The sequence below is a fragment of the Ensifer soli genome, from assembly GCF_041928815.1.
Lineage (GTDB): Bacteria > Pseudomonadota > Alphaproteobacteria > Rhizobiales > Rhizobiaceae > JBHFEI01.
Window position 1 is genome coordinate 500,276 of record NZ_JBHFEI010000001.1, and the last position, 13,585, is coordinate 513,860.

Consider the following 13,585-nt stretch of genomic DNA (forward strand, 5'->3'; position numbering starts at 1 on the left):
CGGAATGGCCCGGGTGACGCAGCTGGCCGATCCGGCCGATCCGGGGTTCGGCGTCTACGTGCACTGGCCGTTCTGCGCGGCCAAGTGCCCCTATTGCGACTTCAACAGCCATGTCCGCCACCAGCCGGTCGACCAGGTGCGCTATGTCGCGGCCTTCCTGAAGGAGATGGACGAGGCGCGCCGCCTCTCCGGGCCGCGCACGGTCACCAGCATCTTCCTCGGCGGCGGCACGCCGTCGCTGATGGATCCGGCGACGGTCGCCGCCATCCTCGACGGCATCGCGGCACGCTGGGCCGTGCCCGCCGGCATCGAGGTGACGATGGAGGCCAACCCCTCCAGCGTCGAGGCGACGCGCTTTCGCGGCTACCGCGCCGCCGGCGTCAACCGCGTGTCGCTCGGCGTGCAGGCGCTGAACGACCGCGACCTCAAATTCCTCGGCCGGCTGCATGACAGGGCGGATGCGCTGAAGGCCGTGGCGCTCGCCCGCGAGATCTTTCCGCGCATGTCCTTCGACCTCATCTACGCCCGGCCGGACCAGACGGTCGAGGCCTGGGAGGCGGAACTGAAGGAGGCGGCATCCTACGCCGTCGACCATCTGTCGCTCTACCAGCTGACCATCGAGGAGGGCACGCCCTTCCACGGCCTGCACAAGGCGGGCAAGCTGATCGTTCCGGACGGCGACCAGTCGGCGGCGCTCTACGAGGCGACGCAGGCGATCACCGCCGCGATCGGCATGCCAGCCTACGAAGTGTCGAACCATGCGGTGCCGGGCGCGGAAAGCCGGCACAACCTCACCTACTGGCGCTACGGCGACTATGCCGGCATCGGTCCCGGTGCCCATGGCCGGCTGACGGCCGCAGGCGACAAGATCGCCACGGAAACGGAACGCCGGCCGGAGACATGGCTCGCCTATGTCGAGGAATTCGGCCATGGCATGACCGTGCAGGAAATCCTCGGCGAGGAGGAACAGGCCGACGAACTGCTTCTGATGGGCTTGAGGCTGCGCGAGGGCGTCGATCTCGCCCGCTGGCAGAGCCTGTCGCACCGCGATCCCGATCCGGCGCGCGAGCAGTTCCTCATCGACCATGGCTTCGTCGAGAGGCTCGGCAATTCGCGCCTCCGCTGCACGCCGGCCGGCATGCTGATCCTCGACGCCGTGGTCGCCGATCTCGCCTGCTGAGGCAAGCCGCCGGCGGCCGGCCGGGCGTTTCCGCTAGGCCGCGGGATGCGATGCGGACGCAATGCGTCTCAGCCGGAACCGCCTGATGACGTCGGACGGCGGATCGGCAGGAGGGCGTGCAGCCGGGCGTCTCTCAGCCAGAGACCGCCCCAGATCATCACGCCGAGATAGAGGCCAAAGAGCGTGTGGCTGAAGGCCGGACTGCCGACCCGCAGATGCGTCGCCATTGCGCCCCCGAGATAGCCGGTCAACACGATGGCACCGAGACACGCCGTACGCGGCACAGCATAGAGAACGGTGGCCGCCAGCGTCAGCAGGCCGAGAAGCCGGGCCATAGCGGCATCGGAAGGATAGCCGAGGGCCGCCAGCGTTTCCGTCACCGGCGCGATCGGCACCATTTTGACCGCACCGTCGAGGACGAGAAAGGCGATGACGAGACCGCTGGCAAGGCGGCCGGCGATGCGCATGCCCTTCGGCGTTTCCTCGTCCCCAGCCATGGTCGCGCTTCCGCCCGGCGTCACAGCGTCTTCGCCAGTGCGGCGAGCTGATCGGCGCAGATGCCCCAGCCCTCGTGAAATCCCATCTCGGCATGGGCCCTGGCATCCTCCACCTTCCAGTGGCGGGCGCGGGCGGTGTAGCGGGTCTTGCCGTCCTCCTCCTCGAAGGTGACGATTCCGGTGAAGAAAGGCTTGTCGGTCGGCACCCATCCGGCGGTATAGGCATCGGTGAAGACCAGACGCTCGTTCTCGACCACCTCGAGATAGACGCCCTCGTTCGGAAAGTCCTGCCCCTCCGGCGAGCGCATCACCACACGGCTCGTGCCTCCGACCCTCGGATCGACCGCGACGCTCGCGATCGACCAGGGCGCGGGGACGAACCACTGTTTCAAAAGGTCCGGTTCGGTCCAGCAGCGATAAAGAGCTTCGCGCGGCGCGTCGATCAGGCGGGTGAGGACCAGTTCGCGGTCATTGGAAGGCGTGGGCTCGGACATCGGCAGTCTCCTCTTTCACGGGATGTGACTTCCCAAGGACGTGGCTCAGGGCGTTGCGCCGACATCGGCGCCGGAAAAATCTCCGACCGGGACGGCCGATCCCGCGAGCCGGTCGAGATGCAGGCGGATATGGGACGCCTCGGCCGCGGTGGTCGCGAGCGCGATCGCCCGGTTGAAGGCGATGCGCGCCTCCGGCCCGCGCCCGAGCGCCATCAGCAGGCCGCCGCGCACGCCGTGGAAATAGAAATATCCCTCGAGTGCCGCGGCCAGCGGCTCGACGAGGGCAAGCGCCGCGCCGGCCCCCTCGTCTTTCGAGACCGCGACCGCCCGGTTGAGCGTGACGACGGGCGACGGTTCGAGGCGTTCGAGCACGCGATAGAGAAGGGCGATCTCGCGCCAGTCGGTCTCCCCTGCCGTGCCGGCCCGCGCATGCAGCGCCGCGATCGCCGCCTGGATCTGGTAGGGACCGGGCCGGCGATGGCGCAGCGCCTTGTCCACCAGCGCAAGGCCTTCGGCGATCATCGGCCGGTTCCAGCGGCTGCGGTCCTGGTCCTCGAGGAGGACGATGCCGCCCTCGCCGTCGAAACGCGCATCGGCGCGGGATTGCTGCAGCAGGCAGAGCGCGGCAAGGCCCATGACCTCCGGTTCCGCCGGAAAGAGCCGCAGCAGCAGCCGCGAGAGCCGGATCGCCTCCTGGCAGAGGTCCGCGCGCCGCGCGAGGGGCGCGGCACCCCTCGAATAGCCCTCGTTGAAGATCAGGTAGATCATGGCGGCGACGGCGGCGAGCCGCGCGCTGCGCGCCGGCGCATCGGGCGTGTCGAAGCCCGCGCCGGCGGCGGCGATGCGCGCCTTGGCCCGGGTGATGCGCTGCTCCATCGCCGCCTCGCTGACGAGGAAGGCGCGGGCGATCTCGGCGACGCTGAGGCCGCTGACGATGCGCAGCGCCAGCGCGATCTGCTGGGTCGCCGGCAGATGCGGGCTGGCGCAGACGAAGAGCAGCCGCAGGATGTCGTCGCGATAATGGGACTGGTCGAGCCGGTCGGCCATGTCGGCCTCGGCATCGCCGAGATCGGAGAGCTGATCCTCCGGCGGCAGCGCCGTCGTCCGCGCGGTCTTGCGGATGCCGTCGACGCCGCTGTTGCGGCCGGCGAAGATCAGCCAGGCGGTCGGGTCGCGCGGCGGGCCGTTCAGCGGCCAGCTTTTCAGCGCCCGGAGGCAGGCGTCCTGGAAGGCCTCCTCCGCCCGGTCGAGATCGCGGAAATAGCGCATCAACGCGCTCACCGCGCGCGGTCGCGCCGAGGTCAGCGCCGGCTCGATCCAGAGGCGCTCGCTCATCGGGGACGATCGTGCGTTGCGAGGTTGCGCGGTTTGAAGATCGCGACCGGGCGGATCTCGTAGGCGCCCATGCCGGGATTGGCAACGGCGAGGTCGCGCGCGGCCGCGATCGCCTCGTCCAGCGAGGCGCAGTCGACGACGAAGAAGCCGAGAAACTGCTCCTTCGTCTCGGCGAAGGGACCGTCGAGCACGACGACCCCGTCCTTGCCCTTGCGCAGCGTCGTCGCCGCCGTCGTTGGCAGGAGACGCGCCACGGGCCCGAGCCGCCCGGCGGCGGCAAGGCCGTCCTCGACCGCCGCGAGCCGCGCCATGACCGCGTCGTCCTCCTCCTTCGACCAGGCCGCGACCGCATCTTCGTCGTTGTAGCAGAGGATGGCATACAGCATGGATCACTCCCGTCCCTGGCCCCCGTCTCCCAAGGACGCGGCCTTGACCTTGTAGCCGACAGGACCGAGCGAAAAAAAGAGCGGCATGCGAAAAGGCCGCCGGGCATGCCGGCGGCCTTCGGACAAGGAGGAGCCGATCCTATTCGTTGATCAGCCGCTTCAAGAGTTCGATCTCGTGCGACAGCTTGGTGTCGCCGGCGATCATGTCCTCGATCTTGCGCACGGCATGCAGAACCGTCGTGTGGTCGCGCCCGCCGAAGCGGCGGCCGATCTCCGGAAAGGAGCGCGGCGTCAGCGCCTTCGCCAGATACATGGCGATCTGGCGCGGCTTGACGATGACGCGGGTGCGCCGGTTCGACACGAGTTCCTGGCGCGAGACGTTGTAGTGCTTGGCGACGACGCGCTGGATGTCCTCGATGCGGACGCGGCGCGGCTCGCCGGCATTGACGAGATGGCCGAGCAGTTCGTCGACCCGCTCGATCGACAGCGACGGTTCGAACGAACGGCGGAAAAGAAGCTGGTTGAAGGCGCCTTCGAGCTCGCGGCCGCTCGAGGTGACGTTGCGCGCGACATGGACGAGGATCTCGGCCGGGATGTCGATCGAAGCGTCCTCCTCGCGCGCGGCGGCGAGCCGGCGCCTCAGGATGTCGAGGCGCATCTCGTAGTCCGGCGCGTCCATCTCGATCGCCACGCCGCCCTGAAGGCGGGAGCGCACGCGCGGATCGAGCGACTCGAGCTCCCAGGGGGCGCGGTCGGCCGCGACCACGACCTGCTTGGCGCTGTCGAGCAGCATGTTGAGCAGGTGGCAGAACTCGTTCTGGATCGACTTGCCCTGCAGGAACTGCATGTCGTCGATGACGAGCAGATCGATGTTGCGCAGCGTCTCCTTGAGCGACAGCGCGTCGTTGTCGCGGATCGCGGTGGCGAAGCGCCACATGAAATACTCCGCCGTCAGGTAGACGACGCGCGGCATGCGCGGGCTGCGCACGGCGGCATTGGCGATCGCCTGCAGCAGATGGGTCTTGCCGAGGCCGACGCTCGAATGGATGAAAAGCGGATTGAAGCGGACGGCGGAGGCGCCGGCTTCCGCGATGGTGCGGGCGGCCGCGAGCGCGACGCGGTTCGACGCACCCTCGACGAAGCTCTCGAAGATGTAGCGCGGATCGAGCGGCGAGCCGAACAGCGGGCCGCCCGCCGGCGGCGCGGATTTCGGCGCGACCGGCGCTGCGGCGGGAGCGGACGCCGTCTGGGCACCGGACGGGCGGCGCGCCTGGACGGCCGGCGGCGTTTCGATCAGCGGCATCTGCTCATCGGCCGTGTGCGGGCGGTTGCCGCGCGCCGCGGTGCGGACGACGACCTCGACCTTGAGGATCGCCGCATCCTCCTCCTGGAAGAGGCCGGTGATGATGTCGAGATAGCGGTTGTTGATCCAGGACTTCAGAAAAGTGGTCGGAACGGAGAGACGCACGGCGCTGCGCGAAGCCGAATGCAGCTTCAGCCGGGCAAACCAGCTCGCATAGACATCCGGGCCGACCTGGGCCTTCAGCCGGGCGCTGACCCGCTCGAACAGCATCTGGCCGGCGGTGTGGCCGGGATCCGGCATGGCAGTGGCATCGTCCTGCCGGAAGGCGCCGCTGCCGTCCTCCGCACTGTTGAGCACGGGTCGTTGATCCCGTGCACCTGCCGCAAACCCTGTCATCGTCCGCATTCTGCCGCCTTCCAACTCAATCATCACGGGGGCCAAGGCTGATCGCCTCCGCCGGCTTTTCACACCAAGCCGCGTACAACACACCTTGCAAGCATGCCGCGCCGCGGCTTGCGCTCTCTCCGGCCGGTGCGCCACGCACCTGCCGGGAAAACGCCCGCGACGACATCGGCCACAGGGTGCCGCCGGGCGGTCCATCCCCCCGAGACACCGTCCTCCCGACGCCGCCGCATGGGACACGGCCACCTTCCCCGTCGGCGGCCGCGTCCCTTCTCTTTCGGAAGAACCCCGCCCCTCGCAACGGGGTTCGTTCCGTCCCATCCCTCTCCGGGAACCTCAACTTTAAGCTGCAATCCTCCTTGAGCCGGGCGATGCCTCGCCTGGATCTGTCCCTCAAACCTGACATGATGGCGCGGGGTAAGAGACCACCGCTACAAGGAAAAGCGACCGGACAAGACTGGACGCAGCGCATTCGATGAATGTGTTCGCAAAGTCCAGTTCCCTGCCTTCCGTGGGATCATTTAGGCAGGATCGGGAGGCAAGATCAATTGCGATTTTTACCCGCCCTTAAAGCGCCGCTGTTGACTCCGAACACGCCAAATGACTCATCCGCAAGGCGTTTTTGAGAATCGCTTTTGAATCAACGGCTTTGATTTTCAAGGGGATGGTTAGCTGGCGAAATGCGAGAAAAATAATAATTCGCTTGACTCGAAGTTGCCGCATTCCGCGACGGGCAGAGAGGCCGCCCGAGGGAGCCACCTTCCGCAAGATATTGATTTTAAATATTATTTTCTGTCATTGCCGCGTCACATGTCCCGGAATGGCGCTCGCGCCACAGATCACCGGCCGGTCAGCAGGCGCTCGAATCGGAAAAGCCCGGTCGCGATCGACCGGGCTCTCGAATTCGACTTTTGAAAGGCGGATCAGGCCGAAAGCGCGTTCACGCGGCTTGCGAGGCGCGACACCTTGCGCGAGGCCGTGTTGGCATGGAGAACACCCTTGCCGGCGGCACGCGCCAGTTCCGGCTGAGCGGCCTTGAGGGCGGCGGCGGCGGCGGCGTGATCGCCGGAGGCGATCGCCTCCTCGACCTTGCGGATGAAGCCGCGGACGCGCGAACGGCGGGACTTGTTGACGGCAGTGCGGCGGGCGATCTTGCGGGTCGCTTTTTTCGCCGAAGTTGTATTGGCCATGGATGCCTCTCTCGAAATCTAGCACGAATTGCTCCCCGCCGTGCCGGTCACCGCGACCTTGACTGCCAGCATGTCGGGAGCGAACCCGGAAGACCGTGCAAGGCCTTCCAAACTGTGGGGCGCGTATAGCGTCAAACGCCCGTTGCGTCAACGCGCTATTTTGACGAGTCCTGCCGTCGTCTCCTGGCAGCGGGGACAGAAGAAGGTCGAACGGCCGGACTGGACGAGGCGTCCGATCGTCGCGCCGCAGCCGGGCGTCGGGCAGGCGTCGCCCTCGCGGTCGTAGACGGAGAAACTGTGCTGGAAATAGCCGAGGGAACCATCGGCCTGGATATGGTCGCGCAGCGAGGAGCCGCCGGCGGCGATCGCCGCGTCGATCACCGCGCGGATCGCGGCGGTGAGGGCGTCCAGCGCCGGCAGGGGCCCGCCCGCCGCATCGACCAGCGTGCCGGCGGGGCGCAGCGGCGACAGCCGGGCGCGCCACAGCGCCTCGCAGACATAGATGTTGCCGAGGCCGGCGACGATGCGCTGGTCGAGCAGCGCCGCCTTCAGCGGCTGCGCCTTGCCGCGAAAGCGTGCCGCGAGATAGGCGGCGTCGAGCCGGTTGCCCGTCGGCTCCTCGCCGAGGCCTGCCAGGAAAGGATGCTCCGCCAGCCCGTCGCGCCGCGCCATCGTCATGAAGCCGAAGCGGCGCGGATCGTTGTAGACGACGCGTACCGGCCCGGCCGCCGTCTCGAGATGGAGGACGACATGGTCGTGCTTTCCGTCCTTCGAACGGGGATGGTGGAAATCGCCCGGAACATCCGCGCCGCCGCCGGCCTCGATGCGGAAGGAACCGGACATGCCGAGATGGGCGATGACGACGTCGCCGCCGGCAAGATCGATCAGAAGGTACTTCGCCCGGCGCGACAGCGCATCGATGCGCCGCCCCGAAAGGCGACCGGCGAAATCGTCGGGAAACGGAAAGCGCAGGTCCGCGCGCCGGATGTCGGCACGGGTGATCAGCGCCCCCTCCATGGTCGGCGCGAGGCCGCGCCGGACGGTCTCGACTTCGGGCAGTTCGGGCATCGGCGGATCTCCGGCGGCGGATGCGGCGTTTCCATCGGCCGCGTCCTGCAGTAAGAGGACGGTCGGCGAAGCAGGCGGGACCCATGCGGCCTTTCGCCCGTTTCCCGCGCCTGAGATAGCGTCTGGCCGCCGGCTTCGCTATGGTCGGGGCCAGGAAAAACGATGGAGCGAGCGAGATGACGGCACAGCGCAATTCCGCCGGAGACGGCATGGAGACCGCCTACGGCTTCCGTACCGTGGAGAGGGGCGAGAAGCAGCCGCTCGTCAACGAGGTGTTCCACAAGGTCGCCAAGCGCTATGACGTGATGAACGACGTGATGTCCGCGGGCCTGCACCGGCTCTGGAAGGACGCGATGGTGGCGAGCCTCGGCCCGCCGCGCCGCGCCGGCTACCGCACGCTCGATGTCGCCGGCGGCACCGGCGACATCGCCTTCCGCATCGTCGAGGCGTCCGGCCGCAACGCCCATGTCACCGTTCTCGACATCAACGGTTCGATGCTTTCGGTCGGCGCCGAGCGGGCGGAGAAGAAGGGGCTGTCCGACCATCTCGATTTCGTCGAGGCCAATGCCGAGGCGCTGCCCTTCGAGGCGGGCAGCTTCGACGCCTACACGATCGCCTTCGGCATCCGCAACGTGCCGCGCATCGACGTCGCGCTTGCGGAGGCCTATCGCGTGCTCAGGCGCGGCGGGCGGCTGCTCGTGCTCGAATTTTCCGAGGTCGACATGCCGCTCCTCGACAAGGTGTACGACGCCTGGTCGTTCAACGCGATCCCGCGCTTCGGCCGGATGATCACCGGCGACGGCGAGCCATACCGGTATCTGGTCGAGTCGATCCGCACCTTCCCGCGCCAGGAGGATTTCGCCGCGATGATCCGCGCCGCCGGCTTCTCGCGCGTCGGCTACACCAACTACACCGGCGGCATCGCGGCGCTGCATTCGGGCTGGAAACTGTAACCGCATGAGCACCTTCGGCGCCTATGTCCGCCTCTGGCGGATCGGCTACGTGCTGGTCCGCGAAGGGGTCGTCTCGGTCCTGCCGGCCGAGGAACTGCCGCCCTCCGCGCAGATCCTGCAGAAGGCGGCGGGCTTCCTGACGCGCGCGCGCGCCGGCGAGCGCAGCGACCGGCTGGCGCGCGCGGTCGAGCGGCTCGGGCCGTCCTATGTCAAGATCGGCCAGTTCCTTGCGACACGGCCCGATGTCGTCGGCGCCGAGATCGCCGTCGACCTTTCCGCGCTGCAGGACCGGATGGCGACCTTTCCCACCCTGCAGGCGCGCGCGATCGTCGAAAGCTCGCTCGGCCGCACCTGCGACGATCTCTATGAAAGCTTCGGCGAACCGATCGCCGCCGCCTCGATCGCGCAGGTGCATCCGGCGACGGTGCTTCGGGACGGGCGCCTGCAGAAGGTCGCCGTCAAGGTGGTGAGGCCCGGCGTGCGCCAGCGTTTCGCCAACGACATCGAGGCGATGTACCTCGTCGCCCGCACGCAGGAATGGCTGCTGCCGCACACGCGCCGCCTGCGGCCCGTCGAGGTGGTGCGCACGCTGGAGCAGACGACCAAGATCGAGATGGACCTCCGGCTGGAGGCGGCCGCCCTGTCCGAGCTTGCCGAGAATTCGGCCGACGATCCGGGTTTTCGCGTGCCGACGGTCGACTGGGAGCGCACCGGGCGCGACGTCATCACCATGGAGTGGATCGACGGCGTCAAGATGTCGGACATCGAAGGGCTGAAGCGGGCCGGCCACGACCTGACGGCGCTCGCCGACCAGCTCATCCAGTCCTTCCTCCGCCATACGCTGCGCGACGGCTTCTTCCATGCCGACATGCACCAGGGCAACCTCTTCGTCGACCCGCAGGGCACCATCGTCGCGGTCGACATGGGCATCGTCGGCAGGCTCGGCAAGAAGGAACGGCGCTTCCTCGCCGAGATCCTCTACGGCTTCATCACCCGCGATTACCTGCGCGTCGCCGAAGTGCATTTCGAGGCGGGCTACGTGCCCTCCCACCACGACATCGCCAGCTTCGCCCAGGCGATCCGCGCGATCGGGGAACCGATCCACGGCCAGCCGGCCGAGACGATCTCGATGGCGAAGCTGCTCACGCTGCTCTTCGAGGTCACCGAGCTCTTCGACATGGAGACGCGGCCCGAGCTCGTCATGCTGCAGAAGACCATGGTCGTGGTGGAAGGCGTGTCGCGCACGCTCAATCCGCGCTTCAACATGTGGAAGGCGTCCGAACCGGTGGTCGGAAGCTGGATCCGCGACAATCTCGGGCCGAAGCGCATCCTGACGGACCTGCGCGAGGGACTGACCGCAACGATGCGGCTGGCGGAAGCGGCTCCCGAGATCGCCATGAAGGCGGAGAAGGTCTCGCGCGAGCTGACGGCCATGTCCGAGACGGGCCTGCGCTTCGACCCGCAGACGGCCGAAGCGATCGGCCGCGCGGAAGCCCGCCACAGCCGCTCGGGCCGGTGGGCGCTCTGGATCATCGCGCTGACGCTTCTCTACATCGCCATCACGCTTTCCTGAGGGTCGACGCCATGACGCTTGCCGGCAAACGCATTTTGCTGATCCTCTCCGGCGGCATCGCGGCCTATAAGGGCCTCGACCTGATCCGCCGCCTGCGCGAGCGCGGCGCGAGCGTGCGGCCGGTGATGACGGCGGGGGCTCAGCAGTTCGTCACGCCGCTCGCCGTCGGAGCGCTCGCCGCGTCCCATGTCTATACCGACCTCTTCTCGCGCGAGGACGAGCAGGATGTCGGCCATATCCGCCTTGCGCGCGACTGCGACCTCGTGCTCATCGCGCCGGCGACCGCGGACCTGATGGCGAAGATGGCGACGGGTCTTGCCGACGACCTCGCCAGCGCCGTGCTTCTTGCGACGGACCGGCCGGTGCTCGCTGCGCCGGCGATGAATCCGCGCATGTGGTCGAACCCCGCGACGCGGCGCAACCATTTGACGCTTTCCGGCGACGGGATCCGCTTCGTCGGGCCGATGAGGGGGGAGATGGCGGAAAGCGGCGAGGCCGGCGAGGGCCGCATGGCCGAACCGATGGAGATCGTCGCCGCCGTCGAGGCGCTGCTTGCCGGCCCGTCCGCGCGGCCGCTCGCCGGGCGGCATGCGATCGTCACCTCCGGCCCGACGCACGAGCCGATCGACCCGGTGCGCTACATCGCCAACCGCTCGTCCGGCAAGCAGGGCCACGCGATCGCCGCGGCCCTCGCCGGGCTCGGCGCGCGCGTCACGCTGGTTTCCGGGCCGGTGACGATTGCCGATCCGCCGGGCGTCGCCGTCGTCCGGGTCGAGCGCGCGGTGGAGATGCGCGACGCCGTGCTCGCGGCGCTGCCCGCCGACATCGCGGTGATGGTCGCAGCCGTCGCCGACTGGCGCGTGGCGGACATGGCCGGCGGCAAGATCAAGAAGCGCCCGGGCGAGACCCCGCCGCCGCTGGCGCTGACGGAAAATCCCGACATCCTGAAGACGGTCGGGCACCATCCAGAGCGTCCCCGTCTCGTCATCGGCTTTGCCGCCGAGACCGACGACGTCGTCGCCAACGGACGGGCGAAGCTCGAACGCAAGGGCGCGGACTATATCGTCGCCAACGACGTCTCGCCCGAAACCGGCATCATGGGCGGCGACCGCACCGAGGTCACCGTGATCGGCCGGAACGGCGAGGAACACTGGCCAGCCATGGGCAAGGATGAAATGGCGCGCCGGCTTGCCGGCCTCGTCGCCGGCGTCTTCGACGGGACTTGAGCGCTTAGACGGAGCGGAGCGCGCTGCGCGCCTTCTCCCGCGCCTGGCCGCGCTCGGTGGCGAACAGGCGCACGTCGACGCCGTTCTCGCCGATGATCACGGCGGTTCCGTCGGGGATCTCGACCCAGGCGCCCTGGTCCTCGGTCAGCGGCTCCGAGACGAGGCAGTAGCCGCCGTCCGGTCCCATCGGCGCGGCATAGAGCGTCGGCGCCTTCCAGTCGGAGGCATAGCGGACCGCGTAGAGCTGCTCGCCGTCGGAAAAGGCGGAGGTGAAGCGCAGATGCACCGCACGGTCGAGCTGCGCCGCGAGCCGCTCGACGAAGGAGAGCGTTTCCGCGATCGCGCCGAGCGGATCGCTGTCGAGGCCGAACTGCAGCGCCAGCAGGAAGAGCAGCTCCGAATCGGTCGTGCCGACGCGCGAGGCATAGAGATCGTTGTCGAGCATGCTCTCCATCGGCCGGCGCAGATGCTCGAAATCGCCGATCTGGCCGTTGTGCATAAAGGACCAGCGGCCGTTGACGAAGGGATGGCAGTTGTCGCGCCGGGTGCTGCCGTTGGTGGCGGCGCGCACATGGGCGAGGAAGAGCGGCGAGCGGATCTGGCGGGCGAGGCTGCGCAGATTGCAGTCCGACCAGGCCGGCAGGATGTCGCGGTAAAGTCCCGGCTCGGGATGGTCGCCATACCAGGCGATGCCGAAGCCGTCGCCGTTGGTCGCCGTCTTCGCGTGGGTGGCGCAGTGGGACTGCTGGATCAGCGAATGGGCCGGCGAGGAAACGAGGTCCTCGAGATAGATCGGTTCTCCACGATAGGCGGCCCAGCGGCACATGACGTCGAACTCCGGCAGCAAAACGCATTCGCGGGATCGATCCGCGACGCACCCGCAAACAACGGCGATGGCGGCCGGACGGGTTCGGGAGCGAATCGAATGGGACCATCTTTACGAAAAATTGGGTAACAATGCGTTAATGCGCGCCGCTGACGCGAGGCTTGCCGCATGGAGGCGCCGACATGCGCGTCCCGCCGGCCGAAATGGAACGGACATTCTATCTCCCGGCGATGGAATCGCCTATGGTCGCCGGACGACCGAGGCATGGATCAGACGATGGGTGACGACGAGAGCGAGCTGCCGCAGGATTTCGACGCGCTGAAATCGGCGATCCTGACCCGCAGGCAGACCCTGCCCAAGCGGCTGCGGCAGGTCGCGGTCTATGCGCTCGACAATCCCGACGACGTCGCCTTCGGCACGGCGGCGAGCATCGCCGCCTCGGCCGATGTGCAGCCCTCGACGCTGGTGCGTTTCGCCCAGCATTTCGGCTTCGAGGGGTTTTCCAGCCTGCAGCAGCTGTTCCGCGCCCGGCTGCGTGACCGGACACCGGCTTATGACGAGCGGCTGAAGGCGCTTTCGGCCGACGGCGAAAGCGCCGACGAGAACGGCGCGATCCTCACCGGCTTCGTCGCCGCGGCCCACCGCTCGCTGGACGCCCTGTCGCAATCGGTGGACCCCGCCGATTTCGAGCGCGGCGTCGACATTCTCGCCCGGGCTGAAACGATCTACCTGATCGCCAAGCGCCGTTCCTATCCGATCGGCAGCTACATGGCCTATGCCTTCGGCAAGCTGAAGGTGAAGGCGCAGCTCGTCGGCACCGCCGCCGGCATCGACGACGACATGCTCGCGCTCGCCGGCAGGGGGGATGCCGCCTTCGCCGTCAGCTTCTCGCCTTACGCGCCGGAGAGCGCCCACCAGGCCCGCACGCTCGCCGCGCGGCGGATCCCGGTGGTCTCGCTGACGGACTCCGCCTTTTCGCCGCTCGCCGAATCCTCGAAGGTCTGGTTCGAGATCGCCGAGGCCGACCATGCCGGTTTCCGCTCGCTCTCGGCCAGCATGGCGTTTGCGATGGCGCTCACCGTGGCCGTGGCCGAGCGCCGGAGGCGGCTGCACGAGGCCATCGCGGCACAATAGAACATAAATTCCATATTG

Annotated in this window: 13 protein-coding genes; 5 read left to right on the forward strand and 8 right to left on the reverse strand. The window is 68.1% G+C overall.

What is annotated here, in order from left to right; genetic code table 11:
* Positions 1–4: 4 nt before the first annotated feature.
* Entirely contained in the window at positions 5–1,180 is a 1,176-nt protein-coding gene (gene hemW, locus ACEVQ6_RS02265) for a radical SAM family heme chaperone HemW (protein WP_374887256.1), read from the forward strand.
* Positions 1,181–1,248: 68 nt separating this feature from the next.
* Here the strand turns inward: hemW and ACEVQ6_RS02270 are convergent, their stop codons facing one another.
* From ACEVQ6_RS02270 to mutM, 7 genes are all read right to left on the reverse strand, one after another.
* Positions 1,249–1,677, reverse strand: coding sequence for a DoxX family protein (locus ACEVQ6_RS02270; RefSeq protein ID WP_374887257.1), 429 nt, complete (start codon positions 1,675–1,677; stop codon positions 1,249–1,251).
* 20 nt (positions 1,678–1,697) lie between these two features.
* Complete coding sequence (locus ACEVQ6_RS02275) at positions 1,698–2,171, reverse strand: SRPBCC family protein (protein WP_374887258.1); 474 nt, start codon at positions 2,169–2,171, stop codon at positions 1,698–1,700.
* A 45-nt stretch (positions 2,172–2,216) separates the two neighbouring features.
* A complete protein-coding gene (locus ACEVQ6_RS02280) occupies positions 2,217–3,506 on the reverse strand; it encodes an RNA polymerase sigma factor (protein WP_374887259.1) in 1,290 nt (429 codons plus the stop codon).
* Positions 3,503–3,892 carry a YciI family protein gene (locus tag ACEVQ6_RS02285; RefSeq protein WP_374887260.1) on the reverse strand — a complete coding sequence of 130 codons (390 nt, stop codon included), beginning with the start codon at positions 3,890–3,892 and terminating at the stop codon, positions 3,503–3,505. The genes ACEVQ6_RS02280 and ACEVQ6_RS02285 overlap by 4 nt, the downstream gene beginning before the upstream one ends.
* A gap of 139 nt (positions 3,893–4,031) precedes the next feature.
* A complete protein-coding gene (gene dnaA, locus ACEVQ6_RS02290) occupies positions 4,032–5,495 on the reverse strand; it encodes a chromosomal replication initiator protein DnaA (protein ID WP_374887363.1) in 1,464 nt (487 codons plus the stop codon).
* A 1,025-nt stretch (positions 5,496–6,520) separates the two neighbouring features.
* Positions 6,521–6,787 (reverse strand): 30S ribosomal protein S20, encoded by a 267-nt coding sequence (gene rpsT / locus ACEVQ6_RS02295; protein WP_374887261.1) that lies wholly within the window; start codon positions 6,785–6,787, stop codon positions 6,521–6,523.
* 147 nt (positions 6,788–6,934) lie between these two features.
* Positions 6,935–7,855 (reverse strand): bifunctional DNA-formamidopyrimidine glycosylase/DNA-(apurinic or apyrimidinic site) lyase, encoded by a 921-nt coding sequence (mutM, locus tag ACEVQ6_RS02300; RefSeq protein WP_374887262.1) that lies wholly within the window; start codon positions 7,853–7,855, stop codon positions 6,935–6,937.
* A gap of 176 nt (positions 7,856–8,031) precedes the next feature.
* Here mutM and ubiE point away from each other — a divergent pair, with 176 nt between their 5' ends.
* Genes ubiE through coaBC form a run of 3 tightly spaced genes read left to right on the forward strand, consistent with a single transcriptional unit; the run spans position 8,032 to position 11,607 of the window.
* The gene (gene ubiE / locus ACEVQ6_RS02305) at positions 8,032–8,808 is read left to right on the forward strand and encodes a bifunctional demethylmenaquinone methyltransferase/2-methoxy-6-polyprenyl-1,4-benzoquinol methylase UbiE (protein ID WP_374887263.1); all 777 of its coding nucleotides are present in this window, start codon (positions 8,032–8,034) and stop codon (positions 8,806–8,808) included.
* 4 nt (positions 8,809–8,812) lie between these two features.
* Positions 8,813–10,381 carry a 2-polyprenylphenol 6-hydroxylase gene (ubiB, locus tag ACEVQ6_RS02310; RefSeq protein WP_374887264.1) on the forward strand — a complete coding sequence of 523 codons (1,569 nt, stop codon included), beginning with the start codon at positions 8,813–8,815 and terminating at the stop codon, positions 10,379–10,381.
* Between the two features lie 11 nt (positions 10,382–10,392).
* Positions 10,393–11,607, forward strand: a complete 1,215-nt coding sequence (gene coaBC, locus ACEVQ6_RS02315; RefSeq protein WP_374887265.1) for a bifunctional phosphopantothenoylcysteine decarboxylase/phosphopantothenate--cysteine ligase CoaBC — start codon at positions 10,393–10,395, stop codon at positions 11,605–11,607.
* A gap of 4 nt (positions 11,608–11,611) precedes the next feature.
* Here coaBC and ACEVQ6_RS02320 read toward each other — a convergent pair whose 3' ends face one another.
* Positions 11,612–12,433, reverse strand: coding sequence for a class II glutamine amidotransferase (locus ACEVQ6_RS02320; RefSeq protein ID WP_374887266.1), 822 nt, complete (start codon positions 12,431–12,433; stop codon positions 11,612–11,614).
* Between the two features lie 264 nt (positions 12,434–12,697).
* Between ACEVQ6_RS02320 and ACEVQ6_RS02325 the strand changes: the two genes are divergently transcribed.
* Entirely contained in the window at positions 12,698–13,567 is an 870-nt protein-coding gene (locus ACEVQ6_RS02325; RefSeq protein WP_374887267.1) for a MurR/RpiR family transcriptional regulator, read from the forward strand.
* The last annotated feature ends 18 nt before the right edge of the window (positions 13,568–13,585 follow it).